Raw genomic sequence first — 16,798 nt, 5'->3', positions numbered from 1 at the left:
TCCCGATATGTCTTCTGCGTTATGTCTCTCATGGCGCCGGGAGCGCACAGGGGGCGGCCAGTCGCCGCCGCCCCCTGTACCCCCGGGCTCCGGCCAGCAAAATCGCCACTGCGTGGTCCCTTCGACTTATCCCTGCAGGCTTCGGGTCGGGCCGAGGCAGCGTCCATGCAAAACACGGCCCTCAGCCCGCATCCATGCGGGCTGCCCCGGCCTTCCGGGAACGTCTCAGCGATTTTGAGGCCGTCAGCACCGGCAGTTTCAGCAACAATGGTGAATAAATTAACGGCAGGTCGTACGAACGTAGGCCGGGTAAAGCGCAACCGCCACCCGGCATAAAAGCGACGCCGTGCCTGATGCCATCGCCCGGCGGCGCTGCGCTTGCGCGGGCCTACGATGAGAGTTAACCATCTGATATAGAAATGGTTATGTAGGCCGGATAAGGCAGTTATGCCGCCATCCGGCACCGCCGCGGGTATGGAGTCTGACCGCCCGGCGGCGCTGCGCTTGCGCGGGCCTACGATAAGAGTTAACCATCTGATATAGAAATGGTTATGTAGGCCGGAGAAGGCATTTATGCCGCCATCCGGCACCAGGACGGGTACGACGGCTGAGGGATATGGCCTGATGGAACCTCGCCATTTGCCTGGCAGAATAAGCGCCGCTGCCGGGACAGAAAGAAAGATTACGGCTCGCGACGATCGGCCAGGTCCGGGAGCGGTTGCGCATCGTTATTCGTTGACATCTGCGGCGGCGGTTTGCGCTTCCACTTCAGCTCGCTCACCAGCACTCCCGCGAGGATAAAGACGCAGCCGAGGAGGGCCAGCAGCGGCAGACGCTCACCGGCCAACCGGCCAAAAATACCGGCCCACACCGGTTCGCCGGTATAGATCAGCGTGGCCCGCGTCGGCGAGACGCTGCGCTGCGCCCAGTTCATGGTCACCTGAATGATCGCGCTGAAAATGCCCAGCCCCAGCGCCACGCCGAGCAGCGCCGGCGTCAACGGCGGCACTGACTCACCGGCCGGCTTCATGGCGGCGAAAGCCACCAGCGACGCGGTCGCCAGCTGCACCACCGTCACCCGCCGAACATCCACTTTCCCGGCCCAGGCGCTGATAAGGATAATCTCCGCGGCAATCGCCAGCGCGCTCGCCAGCGTGATCATCTCCCCCACGCCAAGCGCCAGCAGATTGTTTTCCGGCCCGGCCAGCAGGATCAAACCGATAAAGGCCAGCACAATCCCCACGCAGGACATCACCCCCGGCATACGACCCAGGCACAGCCACTGCAGCAGCGGCACCAGCGGCACATACATCGCCGTGATAAAGGCAGACTTACTGCTGGAGATCGACTGCAGTCCCCAGGTCTGCAGCCCATACCCCAGCGCAATCGCCACGCCAATCGCCACCCCCGCCTTCACCTCCAGCCATGTCATACCGCGCAGGGTGCGCAGCGAGAGCAGACCCACCGCCAGCGCGGCGGTCGCGAAACGCAGGCCGACAAAAAACAGCGGCCCGCTGAGGCTGACCGCATACTGCACGGCAAGGAAGGTCCCTCCCCAGAACATGGTGATCATGATAAGGAGCGCTTCCTGGCGGCAAACGGAGAATTTTAACGAAGACATAAAACAGCCATGACGATTAACGGGCGACCAGTGTGCAATCGGCCCGGCGGGAGCGCAACCTCCGACTGCTAAAAAAAAACCGCCGGCTGATGCCGGCGGCGAGGGCGATGCGGTTGGGTCGGGGAGATTAACACCGCATCAAAGAGAACAGTGCGAGTCGCGCGTTAACTCTCACGACTACCGTGACTGTTTTTACCCCCTTTTTTACCAGCCTCTGAGGCGCGCTGAGGGTCATTTTTAAAATTCCCCCCGCTATGCTGGCCACCTTTACGTCCTGCTTCTGATGCTCTTTCACGGTCTTCAGCAAAGTTGCCAGAACCGCCACGATGGTTTGCCATTACTGACCTCCATTAGGTTAGACATCATAGTGCATTACGCGGGAGCGGCGACGCCGCTGTCCTGCCGCGTATCTATAAGGTTAGTGAATGACTGCCGCTGACGATGGCAAATGTCACATTCAGAAACAAAGCCTGGCGAAAAAAATCCCCTCGCGCCGCGTGATGGCGCTAACCTCCTCTGCTGACGAAGAAAAAATAGTTAGCGAAAATGTATCCTGATGCTACATCCTCGCCGCACCGGCCAGAATGGCGGAGGCATCGCTTCCCGCTTCTCCGCCGCTCAGGCCGCGCTGCGCAAGGAAAAGTAAATAATGCTTTGTCATTTTGTTATAAATCAAATAAATGCCCGTTGGATTTGCACTCTTCGGCAGAGGCTTTATCTTTAAAGGTACCAGCTATTTGGCTGGCTTATAATGCAACCGAGGAGTGATGGAAATGGCTAAAATTCTGGTGCTTTATTATTCCATGTATGGACACATTGAAACCATGGCTCACGCCGTCGCCGATGGGGCGAACCGGGTGGACGGCGTTGAGGTGGTTGTGAAGCGCGTGCCGGAAACCATGCAGGCAGAAGCGTTTGCCAAAGCAGGCGGTAAAACGCAAAACGCGCCTGTCGCTACGCCGCAGGAACTGGCTGAGTATGACGCCATCATCTTTGGTACCCCGACTCGTTTCGGCAATATGTCCGGACAAATGCGCACCTTCCTCGATCAGACCGGCGGCCTGTGGGCATCCGGCGCGCTGTATGGCAAGATCGCCAGCGTATTCAGCTCAACCGGCACCGGCGGCGGCCAGGAACAAACCATTACCTCCACCTGGACGACGCTGGCCCACCACGGCATGATCATCGTGCCGATCGGCTACGGCGCCCAGGAGCTGTTCGATATCTCCCAGGTCCGCGGCGGGACGCCTTATGGCGCAACCACTATTGCCGGCGGCGACGGCTCGCGTCAGCCAAGCGAGGAAGAGTTAGCCATCGCCCGCTATCAGGGTGAACATGTCGCCAAACTGGCCGTTAAACTGCACGGCTAATCTTCCGCAGGAGGAGCACTATGCCAACTCAAGAAGCAAAAGCACATCGCGTCGGCGAATGGGCAAGTTTACGTAACACCTCGCCGGAGATCGCTGAGGCGATTTTCGAAGTCGCCCACTATGATGAAAAACTGGCGGAGCAAATCTGGGAGGAAGGCAGCGACGAAGTGCTGGCGCTGGCCTTTGCCAAAACCGATAAAGATGCGCTGTTCTGGGGTGAACAGACGATTGAGCGTAAAAACGTTTAGGACGTTTATCCCTGCCGAGTCTCACCCTAACCTGCTAAAAAACCCGGATTGCTCCGGGTTTTTTCGTTATTTCGCCGCCTCGTTGATCACCTTTTTAAAGGTCTCCAGCGGGCAGAAACCCTGGTCATCGACCGGGCAGCCGTTAAGCGCCAGCGTGACCCGCTGCGGCGGGGTCTGCAACGTCAATGGGTCGGCGTTACGCAGCTGCTCGGTGCTCTGGTACACATACTCAATCTTCATCAGATCGCGGTTGCTGCCGCTGTCGTGCCAGCGTTGAAACAGCAGTTTGCCGCCGATAGGCGTGCGCTCATACTGGCCGGGCAGTTGATAGGGCTTAAAGTCCAGCGCCGTCAGCAGCGAGGCAATATTCGAGTCGTGTCCCACCAGCAGCGTGACTTTCGCCTTGCTGGCCCCCTCGCCCACCAGCGCGTTATCGATATAGTTGACCAGCGGCTTGGCCACGTTTTGCGCCACCGCCACCGAAGTAAACAGACTATCCTGATAGCCGTTTTTCAGCTTCGACAGCACCTGCCACTGCTTATCGCTGGTGATCTCCCCCCACGCCACCTGGTCTTTGGGGAAGCCTTCATAATATTGCAGGGTGAAGGCGTCCACCAGCGAGTTGCCCACCTTCAGCGGCCCGGACACCCCCGGCTCCTGCTGATAACCGGCGCTAAAGGTATCTTTACCCTCGCTCAGGGAACAGACCTGCTTCTCTTTGCAGGAGGGCGAGTTGCGGTAATCGATCATCGTCTCCAGCAGCTTGTAACTCTCGGTCAACTGCATCCCCTGGCGCTCTTTTTCCATCGCCTGCAGCGCTTTCTCACGAAACGCCGGGGAGTCGTCGGTGATAACCGGGTTGAAGGTCGGGTCCATGGTGCCCATCTGCGGCTGATGATGCACCGCAATGCCGCAGCCCGGGAACGCGCCGGTGATAAAGAACTGCGCGGTGGCGACGGTGCGTTGCAGGCTGTTAGCGTAGGCGTAAACGGCGTTTTCCGGCGGGCACTCGCCGCTGGTCACCAGCTTCTGCTGCGCCAGCCATTCGCGCATATAGTGGCCCATATACACCTCCAGCACGCCACCCTTGGTGGTCAGCTGGCCGCCCGGCACATCCCACTGCGGCCAGGCTTTGGCGGTGGACTGCTCCAGCACGCTACCGTTATTGGCCAGCGGCGCGCGCAGGTTGTGACGACTCATGATCAGCACCTGCTGCAGCTGATACCCCTCCGGGGCGGCCGTGTCCTGCGCCAGAGCGCCGGCGGATAACATGACCGCGCCGGCTACGGCGGCGGCGAGTAGACGTTTGTTCATCCCTTCATCCTTAGTCATTTATTATCATCGGGTTAATTGTGACGGATTTATGCCATTTTTCCTGGCATTCGCTCGCAAACTTAGACCGCCGCCGAAAATTTCCTCTGCCGACCAAATAGTTTTATAATGAAACAACTAACCCGGAGGCTTTCGTGAAACGTACCCGTCTTGAAAACAGCTGCTGTCCTGTCGCCCGCTCCCTCGACGTTATCGGTGACTGGTGGTCGCTGCTTATCGTCCGCGATGCCCTGCGCGGGGCGTGCCGTTTTAGTGAATTCCAGAAAAACCTCGGCATTGCCAAAAATATGCTCGCCGGACGCCTGAAAATGCTGGTGGATGAAGGCATCCTGCGTCTGCAGCCGGCCTCCGACGGCAGCGCCTGGCAGGAGTACGTCCTGACGGATAAGGGCCGCGCCCTGCAGACCGTGCTGGTCGCCCTTTCCCAGTGGGCGGATGACTTTCTGTTCGATCCTGACGAACCGGCAACCCGGCTCATTGACCGCCAGCAGCGCCAGCCCCTGCGTAAACTGGTCCTGCAGGCGGCGGATGGCCGTGAGCTGGCCCCGGCGGATATCACCATCGCCGTTCCGCTGAACGACTAATCGCTGCCCGCGGCAGGCAAAAATAAAAAAAGCCCGGCAAAATGGTTGCATTATTAAACCAAGTATCTCATGCTGAATTTGGTTTAATAATGCAACCTTTTAAGAGGCAATACTCATGTCCCAGTCATCGCACACTGCTTTTATCACCGGCGCTTCCTCAGGTATCGGCGCGATCTATGCCGAACGACTCGCCGCTCGCGGCTACGATCTGATCCTCGCCGCCCGCCGTGAAGATCGGCTGCAGTCGCTCGCCGGGCAGCTGCAGGCGCGCTACGCCATCCGGGCCAGCATCGTCAAGGCCGACCTGAGCGAGGAGCAAGGCATTGAAGCCGTGGAGCAGCATCTGCAGCACGATCCCGCCATTGACCTGTTCATCAACAACGCCGGCACGGCAAAAATGGCGGGCTTTCTCGCCAGTACGCCGCGCGAGCACCAGGCGATTCATACGCTCAACACCACCGCGCTCCTGCGCCTGAGCTATGCCGCGCTGGCCGCTTTCGCTCCCCGGGGCCGCGGAACGCTGATCAATATTGCCTCTATTCTCGCGCTGCATACGCTGCCGGGCAGCGCGGTCTACAGCGCCAGCAAAGCGTGGGTGTTGAGCTTTACCCGTGGCCTGCAGGATGAGTTTGCCGACAGCGGCGTGCGTATTCAGGCGGTATTGCCGGCGGCGACCGCCACCGATCTGTGGCCGACCTCCGGCGTGGCGCTGGACGCCCTGCCCACCGGTACGGTCATGACCACCGAGGATCTGGTTGACGCCGCCCTCAGAGGACTGGAGATGGGGGAAAAGGTCACCTTACCGCCCGTGCATGACCTGGGATTGTGGGAGGCTTTCGAGCAGACGCGACTGGCGTTGTTTACCAGCGCGCGAACCGGGCAACCGGCGCCGCGATATCGCTAACTCACTCCGGCAGTGGAACCGCCGCCAGGGTACAGATCGCCTCGTGCTCACCGCCGCGGCGATCGGTGATCACCACCTTATCGCCCGCTTTTTTACCTTCACACGGTTTCAGGACCTGCTCCACGATCCGCTCGCGGATCGCCTGACGTTCATTTTCAGCCTGACTGGCGAAGGCCGTCAGCGCCAGCGCCACGCCCAGCAGGCTGAGGGTTTTCTTATACATGTCTTGCTCTCAGATCATTCTAATTCGCGGTCAGCGTAACCCGCTGCTGGCCGCACTTCTGTAAAATCACTTAACGGAGTGTTACGCCCTTTCAGCTGAAACCCAGGCTTTCACATTCCTGCGGGAAATATTTTATCACAACCCCTGCGGCGGATATTCCCGCGATGAGGCGTCATCTTTCAGACATATCCCGATGTTATCTTCAACTGAGCCCTGTATCTTTTTCCCTTTCTAAACAGAATTTTAGGTTGGTCTATGTCGGGTCTTATTCTCTTTATCGTCGCGGTGGCGCTGCTGGGCGTCGCCATCTACAGTCTGGTGTCGTACCTCAAAGAGCGGCGCGCCAGTCAGTTACCTGTCCATAAAAAGAAGAAATAATACCTTCCGTTCTCCGCCGTTTTCTGCTGATTTCTTTACCATCCTGTACTGTCCCTTACCGATGCCATAACAAAGGCAGGCCTGCGGGCCTGCCTTTGTTCGGTTTCTGCGTCAGGCTCTAGGACTCCCAGGCCTGCTCCGCCTTGGCGGCATCGAACTGCGGCGGCGGTTTACGGAAGCGTCGGGTCAGATAAGCCAGATACAGCAGACCAAGCGCCGCCCACACCAGACCGAGCGTCAGGGAAGTGGCCTCGAGGTTGATCCACAGCACCCCTACCGTCAACGCCCCGACCATCGGCAGCAGCAGATAGTGCAGTCGATCCTTCCAGGTTTTGTTGTACCCTTTGCGCCGCCAGAAGTGGTTGAACACCGACAGGTTAACGAAGGTGAAGGCCACCAGCGCGCCGAAGTTAATCAACGCGGTGGCGGTCACCAGGTCGAAGAACAGCGCCGACAGCGCGACAATACCCACCATAATCACGTTCAACGCCGGGGTTCGCCATTTCGGATGCACATAGCCGAAAATGCGCTCCGGGAAGACGTTATCGCGGCCCATCACGTACAGCAGACGGGAGACGCTGGCATGGGACGCCAGGCCGGACGCCAGGGTGTTAACAAAGGTGGTGCAGAGGAAAATTGACTGAAACAGCTTGCCGCCCACGTACAGCGCAATCTCCGGCAGCGCGGCGTCCGGGTCTTTAAAGCGATGAATATCCGGGAAAAACAGCTGCATAAAGAACGACGCGACGATGAAAATAATGCCGCCGTACATCGCGGTGAGAAAAATCGCCTTCGGGATCACCCGCGCGGCGTCAGGCGTCTCTTCCGACAGCGTGGTCACCGCGTCGAAGCCGAGAAACGAAAAGCAGACGATGGTCGCCCCGGTAATAATCGGGATCAGATGCGCATTCTGGCTGATAAACGGCTGCAGCGACCAGACGGTCCCTACCCCCTCGCCTTTGTGCAGCCCCTGGACCACCAGAATGACAAACACCACCATAATCGAGATCTGCACCAGCACGAACAGGGTGTTGAAGTTGGCCACCAGGTTAACGCTTTTCAGGTTCGCGGCGGTCAGAATGGCGACAAAGGTCACCACCCACACCCATGGCGGCACTTCCGGGAACAGCGCCGAGAGATAGATCTTCGCCAGCAGGACGTTGATCATCGGCAGGAACAGATAATCCAGCAGCGACGACCAGCCGACCATAAAGCCGACGTGCGGGCTGATGGATTTTTGCGCGTAGGTGTAGGCAGAGCCGGCTTCCGGGAACTGGCGCACCAGTTTGCCGTAGCTGATGGCGGTGAACAGCACGCCAGCCAGCGCCAGCAAATACGACGCCGGGACGTGGCCGTTGCTGATGCCGGAGACAATGCCGAAGGTATCAAACACCGTCATCGGCGTCAGATAGGCGAGCCCCATCATCACCACTTGCCAGAGTTTGAGGGATTTACGCAGACGCGGTCTGCCCGCCTGAGCGGCGTTATGCGCAGGAAGATTAATTGCCATCGACCATTCCCCCCTTGCGGATAACAGTTTGCGGGCACAACGTTCGCGTGACAAACCTGCTTAGCAAGGGGGTAAGGCATAAATAAAAGGGTAAGACGGACCGGTGAGCGGTTGCTGGCTGGCATCCAATGCGGCCTGAGCGGCCTCCCTCTCCCTGCGGATATTTGAACATCTGCATCATCTCATTTCCTCGTCACACACTGTGTCGTTAACTGAAGCCCCGTTGCCGCCTGCGCTCCTTAACGCGACATCCGGGAAATGGCTGGGCTCCCAGCAAAAAGGACGACCAGGCTCCGCTCAGGCCGTATGATGCTACTCATGACTCAACTCATGCGCCCCTCGCGGGGCGACCATCAGGCGTTTTTCAACATCCACTCAATTTCAGTTTCTGTGATAAGACGCTCAAACTGCAATAATTCATCATGCTTGCAGGCATGGAAAACGTGGCAGAAACGCTCGCCGAGACGCTCACGCAGGTGATCGTTCTGCATAAACTCCCACAGCGCGTCGCTCTGACGGATCGGGAACGGCAGCCCTTCTTGTTCCAGGCCGTTACCTTCCACCTCTTCCTGCAAAGGCAGCTGAGGGTTATCCAGCCCGTGCAGGATACCGGCGAAAATCGCCGCCATCACCAGATACGGGTTGGCGTCCGCTCCCGCCACGCGATACTCCACGCGGTGGTTCTGCCGCTCGCCGCACGGGATCCGCAGCGCCACGGTACGGTTGTTATGGCCCCAGGAAGCCTGCGTCGGGACATACATCCCCGGCTGGAAGCGGCGATACGAGTTCACGTTCGGCGCCAGCAGCGCCATCGAGGCCGGCATCAGATCGATCATCCCGGCCAGCGCGCGTTTAAGCAGCGCGGAGTCTTCCCCGTCGCCGTCCACCAGCACGTTTTCCCCTTTATTGTTCAGCATGCTGATGTGGATATGCATCCCGCTGCCCGCATGCTCTTCATAAGGCTTGGCCATAAAAGTGGCGTGCATCTTATGCTTCTCCGCCATTAAACGCACGAGACGTTTTAACGCCAGCGCATCATCGCAGGCGTCCAGCACGTTATCGGTATGGTGGAGGTTGATTTCAAACTGGCCCGGCGAGGCTTCGGCCACCGCGCCGTCGGCGGGGATCAGCTGCAGTTTCGCCAGCTCGTCGATGTCGTTGAGCACGTCGGCAAAGTGGTTCAGGTTATCGACCGAGTAGACCTGGCTTTGGGTGTTGCGATCGTCGGTACCCGGCGCGCACGGCGGCTGCAGGTAGCCTTCGGCATCGCGTTTGCGGTCCAGTAAATAGAACTCCAGCTCTACCGCTACCACGGGGAACAGCCCGCGCTGGCGCAGCTGCTGCCAGAGGCGGTTGAGTACGTTCCGCGGCTCAACGTCAAAGGGAGCGCCATCTTCATCAACCATGGTCAGCTGTACCTGGGCTATCGACTGCGGATCGGCCGCTGAAGGCGTTAAGGTACCGGGCACCGGGATGCAGCTGCGATCCGGCTCGCCCATCTCCTGGCCCAGACCGGCCTCTTCCACGACGTTGCCGAGAATATCCATCGCAAACACCGAGGCCGGAAAATAACAGCCTTTCTCCAGCTTGCTCAGGCCGGCAACGGGGATGCGCTTGCCGCGGAAGCAGCCGTTCAGATCAGTGAGGAGGACATCGACATATTGGGTATCAGGGTAGGTTTCGAGGTAGCGCTTCACTTCTTTCGCGAACGCGCTGACCCGTCTCTCTTCCGTTTGCTGAACAAAATTCTCAACTTCTACGATATTGGTTTCCATGATTCACCGCCGTTGGTTTGGTTTCGGTCCTGCACTCAGACCGTTAAATATAATGTCCACCCCATCGACTGTGTATGCAAATAAATTGTTTGTCAAATGTTAAATTAAGTTTGCAAAGGGCTATTTACACTGCTAGATTGAGAAAATATTGAACGATATGGCCGTTAAACCCGCTATAGCGGTCATAATTTAGTCCACTTTGTGAGGGCGATCATGGAAAATATAATGTACAAGCCAGTTATTGGCGTCGTGATGTGTAGAAACAGGCTTAAGGGTCACCAGACCCAGACCTTGCAAGAAAAGTACCTGAATGCAATTGTTAACGCCGGCGGACTGCCGATCGCCCTGCCGCATGCGCTGGCGGAGCCGGAGCTGCTGAACGCGTTAGTCGATAAACTGGACGGGATATACCTGCCAGGCAGCCCCAGTAACGTGCAGCCGCACCTTTATGGTGAAAACGGCGATGAGCCTGACGCCGACCCCGGGCGTGATCTTCTGAGCATGGCGCTGATTAACGCCGCACTCGAAAGGCGCATCCCCATTTTCGCCATCTGTCGTGGACTGCAGGAACTGGTTGTCGCCACCGGTGGGACTCTGTATCGTCGTCTGTTCGAGCAGCCTGAGCTGCTGGAGCATCGCGAAGATCCTGAACTGCCCGTCGAGCAGCAGTATGCCCCGTCCCATCAGGTTGAGGTTCAGGAAGGAGGATTGCTGTCGCAATTGATACCGGGCTGCAACACGTTTTGGGTAAACTCGCTACACGGACAAGGGGCAAAAACCCTGAGTCCTCAGCTGCGCGTGGAGGCGCGAGCGCCGGATGGACTGGTGGAAGCGGTCAGCGTGAACGATCACCCTTTCGCGCTGGGCGTACAGTGGCATCCTGAATGGAACAGTAGCGAATACGCCCTGTCGCGTATGTTGTTTGATGGTTTTATCACCGCCTGTCAGGGCCATCATGCTGAAAAGCGGCGGCGCTGACCACTACCGTTAAGGAAATGCAAATATGAGCGATGACGGACTGGCGCCAGGGAAACGTCTGTCAGAGATCCGCCAACAGCTGGGTCTCTCGCAGCGTCGTGCCGCCGAACTGTCTGGGTTAACACATAGTGCCATCAGCACCATAGAGCAGGACAAAGTCAGTCCCGCCATCAGTACGCTGCAAAAGCTGCTGAAAGTCTATGGGCTGTCGCTCTCGGAATTCTTTTCTGAACCCGAAAAGCCGGACGAACCCCAGGTGGTCATTAATCAGGATGACCTTATCGAAATGGGCAGTCAGGGCGTTTCCATGAAGCTGGTTCATAACGGAAATCCGAACCGTACGCTGGCGATGATTTTTGAAACTTACCAGCCTGGAACCACGACCGGGGAGAGGATTAAGCATCAGGGTGAGGAAATAGGCACCATACTGGAGGGGGAGATCGTGCTGACCATTAACGGTCAGTCGTACCACCTGGTGGCTGGACAGAGCTATGCCATTAACACCGGCATCCCGCACAGCTTCAGCAACACCTCGGCAGGCATCTGCCGCATCATCAGTGCCCACACCCCCACCACATTCTGAATAGTTAGCCTGAACGAGGTTCAGGCTTTCTTCAGACCTGCGACGGCGGAAATTTTATTTTCGTCGCCGCGAAAAACTCGCCGTCATAACGTTTGTGCCGGAAGGGAATCCTATTTCCTGCTGGCCCTGAAATAATTAACGCCGTGAATGGCGACTCGCCCCTGAATTATTCGGCATGCAGACAACCTGCCGAAATTTAGGGCAATAAAACGGTATTCAACTCCGGGGATTCACGATGCCCTGCGCCTGGCGCAGCGCCCCCGTGCAGCCTGAAAACGCCGAAATGATTTATTTGCCGATAATGTTTTTAAGGAGTCATGATGAATTTTCAGCACCTGGCTTACTGGCAGGAAAAAGCGAAAAGCCTGGCCATTGAAACACGATTATTTATTAACGGCGAATATTGCGCCGCGGTCGATAATACCACCTTTGAAACCATTGACCCTGCCGCGCAGCAAACGTTAGCCCATGTCGCCCGCGGCAAAAAAGCCGACGTTGAGCTGGCGGTGAAGGCCGCGCGCCGGGTCTTTGATAACGGCGACTGGTCACAGGCCGCCCCCGCGCAGCGTAAAGCGATTCTCACACGCTTCGCCGACCTGATGGAGGCCCACCGCGAAGAACTGGCGCTGCTGGAAACGCTGGATACCGGCAAACCGATTCGCCACAGCCTGCGCGACGATATTCCCGGCGCCGCCCGCGCCATCCGCTGGTATGCCGAAGCGCTGGATAAAGTCTATGGCGAAGTGGCCCCCACCGGCAGCAACGAGCTGGCGATGATCGTCCGCGAACCGATTGGCGTCATCGCCGCGGTGGTGCCATGGAACTTCCCGCTGCTGCTGGCCTGCTGGAAGCTCGGTCCGGCGCTGGCGGCAGGCAACAGCGTGATCCTTAAGCCGTCGGAAAAATCGCCGCTCACCGCCCTGCGCCTCGCCGGGCTGGCGAAAGAGGCTGGCCTGCCGGACGGCGTGCTGAACGTGGTCAGCGGCTTTGGTCACGAGGCCGGACAGGCGCTGGCCCTGCATCCTGACGTGGAGGTCATTACTTTTACCGGCTCCACCCGCACCGGCAAGCAGCTGCTGAAAGACGCCGGCGACAGCAATATGAAGCGCGTCTGGCTGGAAGCGGGCGGCAAGAGCGCCAACATCGTCTTCGCCGACTGCCCGGATCTGCAAAAAGCGGTCAGCGCCACCGCCGGCGGCATCTTCTACAACCAGGGCCAGGTGTGCATCGCCGGCACCCGCCTGCTGCTGGAGGAGAGCATCGCCGACGAGTTCCTGGCGCGACTGAAAACCGAAGCGCAACACTGGCAGCCGGGCAACCCGCTCGACCCAAACACCACCATGGGCATGCTGATTGACAACACCCATGCCGACAGCGTGCACAGTTTTATTCGCGGCGGCGAAAGTAAAAGCCCCCTGTTCCTCGACGGGCGGAAAAATCCATGGCCTGCCGCCGTCGGCCCGACCATTTTCATTGACGTCGACCCGGCCTCCACCCTCAGCCGGGAAGAGATCTTCGGCCCGGTGCTGGTGGTGACGCGATTCAAAAGCGAAGACGAAGCCCTGCGGCTTGCCAACGACAGCGACTACGGCCTCGGCGCCGCGGTATGGACTCGCGATCTCTCACGCGCCCACCGCATGAGCCGCCGCCTGAAGGCCGGTTCGGTCTTCGTCAACAACTATAACGATGGTGATATGACCGTCCCCTTCGGCGGTTACAAACAGAGCGGCAACGGGCGCGATAAGTCGCTGCACGCCCTGGAAAAATTCACCGAACTGAAAACCATCTGGATTGCCCTGGAGTCTTAATCATGACCGAACATACCACCAGCTATTACGCCGCCAGCGCCAACAAATATGAACCCTTTCCGACGCTGGACGAATCGATAAGCTGCGACGTCTGCGTCGTCGGCGGCGGCTACACCGGCCTCTCCTCTGCCCTGCATCTTGCCGAAATGGGCTACGACGTGGTGGTGCTGGAAGGGGCGCGCATCGGCTTCGGCGCCAGCGGCCGCAACGGCGGTCAGCTGGTTAACTCCTACAGCCGCGATATCGACGTGATTGAAAAAAACTACGGCCCGGATGCGGCGAAAATGCTCGGCAGCATGATGTTCGAAGGCGGCGATATTATCCGCGAACGCATCCAGCGCTATCAGATCCAGTGCGATTACCGACCGGGCGGCCTGTTCGTGGCGATGAACCATAAACAGCTGGAGACGCTGGAAGAACAGAAAGCCAACTGGGAGCGCTACGGCAACACGCAGCTGGAGCTGCTGGACAGAGAGGCGATTCGTCGCGAAGTGGACAGCGACCGCTACGTCGGCGCCCTGCTCGACCACAGCGGCGGCCATATTCACCCGCTCAACCTCGCCATCGGCGAAGCGGACGCTATTCGCCTGAACGGCGGCCGGGTGTATGAGCAGTCGCCGGTCACCCGCATTCAGCACACCAGCCCGGCAGTGGTCAGCACCGCCCGCGGCCAGGTCACTGCCCGCTATGTGATCGTCGCCGGCAACGCCTATCTCGGTGACAAACTGGAGCCGGAGCTGGCGAAGCGCAGCATGCCGTGCGGCACCCAGGTGGTCACCACCGCGCCGCTGTCGGAGGAGGTCGCCCGCTCGCTGATCCCGAAAAACTACTGTGTGGAAGACTGTAACTACCTGCTGGACTACTACCGTCTGACCGGCGATAACCGCCTGCTGTACGGCGGCGGCGTGGTCTACGGCGCCCGCGACCCGGACGATGTGGAGCGGCTGATTATGCCAAAGCTGCTGAAAACCTTCCCACAGCTGCAGGGGGTGAAGCTTGACTACCGCTGGACGGGCAACTTCCTGCTGACCTTGTCGCGGATGCCGCAGTTTGGTCGCCTGGATAGCAACATCTACTACATGCAGGGCTACAGCGGGCATGGGGTCACCTGTACCCACCTCGCCGGACGATTGATTTCGGAACTGCTGCGCGGCGACGCCGAGCGTTTCGACGCCTTTGCCAAACTGCCGCACTACCCGTTCCCGGGCGGCCGCAGCCTGCGTATCCCCTTTACCGCGATGGGCGCCGCCTACTACAGCCTGCGCGACCGCCTTGGGGTTTAATCGTCTTTGCCGACGGCCCTGGCCGTCGGCTCATGCTGCGGATAGTGTTGCTGGAAATAGTGGCGCAGAAACTCCACGGTGGTGCGAATTTTAGCCGACGTCGCCAGGCGGGAGACGTAAACCGCCCAGACGTTGGCCGATTGCCAGTAGTCCGGCAGCGCCTGCACCAGATGCCCGCTGGCGATATTCTCCCTGACGTCCCACCACGAACGGAGCGCAATCCCCTGCCCGTCCAGACACCACTGATGAACAATTTCGCCATGGTTGGACGACAGCGGCCCGGTCACTTTGATGGCGTGCTGGCCCTCTTTGCTATGCAGCTGCCAGACGCCGAACGGATGATCCCGCTCTTTAATCACCAGGCACGGCAGAGCCGCCAGATCACTCAGCTGTTTCGGCGGCGCATGGCGGGCGAGGAACTGCGGCGACGCACAGAGCACGCGGTGATTGCGCGCCAGCTGGCGGGCAATCAGATTCGGCGCGATATCGTCGCCGAGGCGAATATCGAGATCCACCCCTTCATTGACTAAATCCACCAGCCGGTCCTGAACATCAAAACGCAGCTCCAGCTGCGGGTACTGAAGCGCCAGCGCCGACAGCGCGGGGGCCACCACCCGGCGGCCAAAGCCGAAGCTGCTGATAATCCGCAGCGTTCCCTGCGGCACCTGACGCACGTCGGAGAGCTCGTCCATCATCTCATCGACATCCTGCAGAATGCGCTGCGCCCACTCGTAGATCCGCTCTCCCTCTTCGGTAATGGTGACCCGGCGGGTGGTCCGGTGCAGCAACATCACATTCAGGGTTTGCTCCAGCAGCGAAACCCGCTTGCTGACAAAAGCCGGCGATACGCCCAGCTCCTCAGCGGCGGCGGCAAACCCGGCCCGGCGGGCGACCAGCATAAAGACGCGTAAATCATTCAGCAGCGGCAGATTATTCATGAACTGTGTTTTATGTTTCACCAGTTAGCGTGATTAATTATGAATCAGTCAATTATAGGATAAGCAGGTGGTCAAACATCATCGCTAAAAAGTGAGAACCGGAATGAAAAAAACCTGTCGTATTGCCGCCATCCCGGGTGACGGAATTGGCAAAGAAGTTCTGCCTGAAGGGATCCGCGTACTGAAAGCCGCCGCGCAGCGGTGGGATCTGGCGCTGAGCTTCGAGCAGATGGAGTGGGCAAGCTGCGAATATTATGCTCATCACGGTAAGATGATGCCGGACGACTGGCGCGAGCAGTTACAGGGGTTCGACGCCATCTACTTTGGCGCCGTCGGCTGGCCGGATACCGTCCCGGATCATATCTCGCTGTGGGGGTCGCTGCTGAAGTTCCGCCGCGAGTTCGATCAGTACGTCAACCTGCGCCCGGTGCGCCTGTTCCCCGGCGTCCCCTGCCCGCTGGCGGGGAAAAAGGCTGGCGATATCGATTTCTACGTGGTGCGCGAGAACACCGAAGGCGAATATTCCGCTCTGGGCGGGCGCGCCAATGAAGGCACCGAGCATGAAGTGGTGATTCAGGAGTCGATCTTTACCCGCCGGGGCGTTGACCGTATCCTGCGCTACGCCTTCGAGCTGGCGCAAAGCCGCCCGCGCAAAACGCTGACCTCGGCGACGAAATCCAACGGGCTGGCCATCAGCATGCCCTACTGGGATGAGCGGGTGGAGGAGATAGCCAAAAACTATCCCGAGATCCGCTGGGACAAGCAGCATATCGATATTCTCTGCGCCCGCTTCGTGCTGCAGCCGGAGCGGTTTGACGTGGTCGTCGGCTCCAATCTGTTCGGTGATATTCTCTCCGATCTCGGCCCGGCCTGCACCGGTACCATTGGTATTGCGCCATCGGCCAATCTCAACCCGGAGCGCACCTTCCCGTCGCTGTTCGAGCCGGTCCACGGTTCAGCGCCGGATATCTACGGGAAAAATATCGCCAATCCGATCGCCACCATATGGGCCGGGGCGATGATGCTTGATTTTCTCGGGAACGGCGATGCGCGCTATCACGCTGCGCACAACGGCATCCTGGCGGCAATTGAGCACACGATCGCCAGTGGGCCGAAGACGCCGGATATGCAGGGCAGCGCGTCAACGCAGCAGGTCAGCGACGCCATCTGCAAGGCTATTTTGGCGTAATTATCCCGGCCGCTCACAGGTCGCGCTACGGCTGACCTGGGCTACAAAAGGCACGATAATGGAGTGAGTAGGCC

Annotated in this window: 17 protein-coding genes; 10 read left to right on the top strand and 7 right to left on the bottom strand. The window is 59.0% G+C overall.

Going from position 1 to position 16,798, the window contains the following annotated elements; all coding sequences use genetic code 11:
• Nucleotides 1-682 precede the first annotated feature (682 nt).
• Nucleotides 683-1,621 (bottom strand): DMT family transporter, encoded by a 939-nt coding sequence (locus ACLH1U_RS16000; RefSeq protein WP_236948133.1) that lies wholly within the window; start codon nt 1,619-1,621, stop codon nt 683-685.
• A 164-nt stretch (nt 1,622-1,785) separates the two neighbouring features.
• Entirely contained in the window at nt 1,786-1,959 is a 174-nt protein-coding gene (locus tag ACLH1U_RS15995) for a general stress protein (RefSeq protein ID WP_002898708.1), read from the bottom strand.
• Between the two features lie 435 nt (nt 1,960-2,394).
• On the opposite strand from ACLH1U_RS15995, the gene wrbA reads away from it, so the two are divergent.
• Together wrbA and ACLH1U_RS15985 are read left to right on the top strand one after the other, a co-directional pair.
• Entirely contained in the window at nt 2,395-2,991 is a 597-nt protein-coding gene (gene wrbA / locus ACLH1U_RS15990) for an NAD(P)H:quinone oxidoreductase (RefSeq protein WP_002898704.1), read from the top strand.
• Nucleotides 2,992-3,011: 20 nt separating this feature from the next.
• The gene (locus ACLH1U_RS15985) at nt 3,012-3,239 is read left to right on the top strand and encodes a YccJ family protein (RefSeq protein WP_008805934.1); all 228 of its coding nucleotides are present in this window, start codon (nt 3,012-3,014) and stop codon (nt 3,237-3,239) included.
• A gap of 66 nt (nt 3,240-3,305) precedes the next feature.
• Here the strand turns inward: ACLH1U_RS15985 and agp are convergent, their stop codons facing one another.
• Nucleotides 3,306-4,553 carry a bifunctional glucose-1-phosphatase/inositol phosphatase gene (agp, locus tag ACLH1U_RS15980; protein ID WP_077272064.1) on the bottom strand — a complete coding sequence of 416 codons (1,248 nt, stop codon included), beginning with the start codon at nt 4,551-4,553 and terminating at the stop codon, nt 3,306-3,308.
• A 152-nt stretch (nt 4,554-4,705) separates the two neighbouring features.
• On the opposite strand from agp, the gene ACLH1U_RS15975 reads away from it, so the two are divergent.
• The gene (locus ACLH1U_RS15975) at nt 4,706-5,155 is read left to right on the top strand and encodes a winged helix-turn-helix transcriptional regulator (RefSeq protein ID WP_050532884.1); all 450 of its coding nucleotides are present in this window, start codon (nt 4,706-4,708) and stop codon (nt 5,153-5,155) included.
• Nucleotides 5,156-5,270: 115 nt separating this feature from the next.
• Nucleotides 5,271-6,059: an SDR family NAD(P)-dependent oxidoreductase gene (locus ACLH1U_RS15970; RefSeq protein WP_411299338.1), complete on the top strand. Its 789-nt coding sequence runs from the start codon at nt 5,271-5,273 to the stop codon at nt 6,057-6,059.
• Between the two features lies 1 nt (nt 6,060).
• On the opposite strand, the gene ACLH1U_RS15965 is transcribed toward ACLH1U_RS15970, so the two are convergent.
• Complete coding sequence (locus tag ACLH1U_RS15965; RefSeq protein ID WP_023289090.1) at nt 6,061-6,282, bottom strand: hypothetical protein; 222 nt, start codon at nt 6,280-6,282, stop codon at nt 6,061-6,063.
• A gap of 255 nt (nt 6,283-6,537) precedes the next feature.
• Between ACLH1U_RS15965 and ACLH1U_RS15960 the strand changes: the two genes are divergently transcribed.
• Complete coding sequence (locus ACLH1U_RS15960) at nt 6,538-6,660, top strand: small membrane protein (protein ID WP_002898600.1); 123 nt, start codon at nt 6,538-6,540, stop codon at nt 6,658-6,660.
• A gap of 118 nt (nt 6,661-6,778) precedes the next feature.
• On the opposite strand, the gene ACLH1U_RS15955 is transcribed toward ACLH1U_RS15960, so the two are convergent.
• Both ACLH1U_RS15955 and ACLH1U_RS15950 read right to left on the bottom strand, forming a co-directional pair.
• Nucleotides 6,779-8,170 (bottom strand): APC family permease, encoded by a 1,392-nt coding sequence (locus ACLH1U_RS15955; protein WP_023289089.1) that lies wholly within the window; start codon nt 8,168-8,170, stop codon nt 6,779-6,781.
• A gap of 353 nt (nt 8,171-8,523) precedes the next feature.
• Complete coding sequence (locus ACLH1U_RS15950; RefSeq protein ID WP_002898595.1) at nt 8,524-9,945, bottom strand: glutamine synthetase family protein; 1,422 nt, start codon at nt 9,943-9,945, stop codon at nt 8,524-8,526.
• A 225-nt stretch (nt 9,946-10,170) separates the two neighbouring features.
• On the opposite strand from ACLH1U_RS15950, the gene puuD reads away from it, so the two are divergent.
• The 4 genes from puuD to ACLH1U_RS15930 all read left to right on the top strand — a co-directional run bounded on the left by puuD (nt 10,171) and on the right by ACLH1U_RS15930 (nt 14,597).
• A complete protein-coding gene (gene puuD / locus ACLH1U_RS15945; protein ID WP_072199196.1) occupies nt 10,171-10,923 on the top strand; it encodes a gamma-glutamyl-gamma-aminobutyrate hydrolase in 753 nt (250 codons plus the stop codon).
• A 25-nt stretch (nt 10,924-10,948) separates the two neighbouring features.
• Nucleotides 10,949-11,506, top strand: coding sequence for an HTH-type transcriptional regulator PuuR (gene puuR, locus ACLH1U_RS15940; RefSeq protein WP_002898590.1), 558 nt, complete (start codon nt 10,949-10,951; stop codon nt 11,504-11,506).
• A 320-nt stretch (nt 11,507-11,826) separates the two neighbouring features.
• Complete coding sequence (puuC, locus tag ACLH1U_RS15935; protein WP_101861885.1) at nt 11,827-13,314, top strand: aldehyde dehydrogenase PuuC; 1,488 nt, start codon at nt 11,827-11,829, stop codon at nt 13,312-13,314.
• A gap of 2 nt (nt 13,315-13,316) precedes the next feature.
• Entirely contained in the window at nt 13,317-14,597 is a 1,281-nt protein-coding gene (locus ACLH1U_RS15930) for an NAD(P)/FAD-dependent oxidoreductase (RefSeq protein WP_411299337.1), read from the top strand.
• Here ACLH1U_RS15930 and ACLH1U_RS15925 read toward each other — a convergent pair.
• Nucleotides 14,594-15,556: a LysR substrate-binding domain-containing protein gene (locus ACLH1U_RS15925; RefSeq protein WP_411299336.1), complete on the bottom strand. Its 963-nt coding sequence runs from the start codon at nt 15,554-15,556 to the stop codon at nt 14,594-14,596. The two genes, ACLH1U_RS15930 and ACLH1U_RS15925, sit on opposite strands and share 4 nt — an antisense overlap.
• A gap of 82 nt (nt 15,557-15,638) precedes the next feature.
• Between ACLH1U_RS15925 and ACLH1U_RS15920 the strand changes: the two genes are divergently transcribed.
• Nucleotides 15,639-16,724: a tartrate dehydrogenase gene (locus tag ACLH1U_RS15920; protein WP_085550668.1), complete on the top strand. Its 1,086-nt coding sequence runs from the start codon at nt 15,639-15,641 to the stop codon at nt 16,722-16,724.
• Nucleotides 16,725-16,798 lie beyond the last annotated feature (74 nt).

Source organism: Klebsiella sp. 1SOBk5mer (assembly GCF_046603115.1).
Lineage (GTDB): Bacteria > Pseudomonadota > Gammaproteobacteria > Enterobacterales > Enterobacteriaceae > Klebsiella > Klebsiella quasipneumoniae.
This window is presented reverse-complemented; position numbering and strand designations above follow the sequence as displayed.

Excerpts from the sequence above, each read along its gene's own strand:
- puuD (WP_072199196.1), top strand. The coding sequence starts at position 10,171 with ATGTACAAGCCAGTTATTGGCGTCGTGATGTGTAGAAACAGGCTTAAG.
- agp (WP_077272064.1), bottom strand. The coding sequence starts at position 4,553 with ATGAACAAACGTCTACTCGCCGCCGCCGTAGCCGGCGCGGTCATGTTA.
- puuC (WP_101861885.1), top strand. The coding sequence starts at position 11,827 with ATGAATTTTCAGCACCTGGCTTACTGGCAGGAAAAAGCGAAAAGCCTG.
- ACLH1U_RS15920 (WP_085550668.1), top strand. The coding sequence starts at position 15,639 with ATGAAAAAAACCTGTCGTATTGCCGCCATCCCGGGTGACGGAATTGGC.
- ACLH1U_RS15985 (WP_008805934.1), top strand. The coding sequence starts at position 3,012 with ATGCCAACTCAAGAAGCAAAAGCACATCGCGTCGGCGAATGGGCAAGT.
- ACLH1U_RS15955 (WP_023289089.1), bottom strand. The coding sequence starts at position 8,170 with ATGGCAATTAATCTTCCTGCGCATAACGCCGCTCAGGCGGGCAGACCG.
- puuR (WP_002898590.1), top strand. The coding sequence starts at position 10,949 with ATGAGCGATGACGGACTGGCGCCAGGGAAACGTCTGTCAGAGATCCGC.
- ACLH1U_RS15995 (WP_002898708.1), bottom strand. The coding sequence starts at position 1,959 with ATGGCAAACCATCGTGGCGGTTCTGGCAACTTTGCTGAAGACCGTGAA.
- ACLH1U_RS15970 (WP_411299338.1), top strand. The coding sequence starts at position 5,271 with ATGTCCCAGTCATCGCACACTGCTTTTATCACCGGCGCTTCCTCAGGT.
- wrbA (WP_002898704.1), top strand. The coding sequence starts at position 2,395 with ATGGCTAAAATTCTGGTGCTTTATTATTCCATGTATGGACACATTGAA.
- ACLH1U_RS15960 (WP_002898600.1), top strand. The coding sequence starts at position 6,538 with ATGTCGGGTCTTATTCTCTTTATCGTCGCGGTGGCGCTGCTGGGCGTC.
- ACLH1U_RS15965 (WP_023289090.1), bottom strand. The coding sequence starts at position 6,282 with ATGTATAAGAAAACCCTCAGCCTGCTGGGCGTGGCGCTGGCGCTGACG.
- ACLH1U_RS15950 (WP_002898595.1), bottom strand. The coding sequence starts at position 9,945 with ATGGAAACCAATATCGTAGAAGTTGAGAATTTTGTTCAGCAAACGGAA.
- ACLH1U_RS15930 (WP_411299337.1), top strand. The coding sequence starts at position 13,317 with ATGACCGAACATACCACCAGCTATTACGCCGCCAGCGCCAACAAATAT.
- ACLH1U_RS16000 (WP_236948133.1), bottom strand. The coding sequence starts at position 1,621 with ATGTCTTCGTTAAAATTCTCCGTTTGCCGCCAGGAAGCGCTCCTTATC.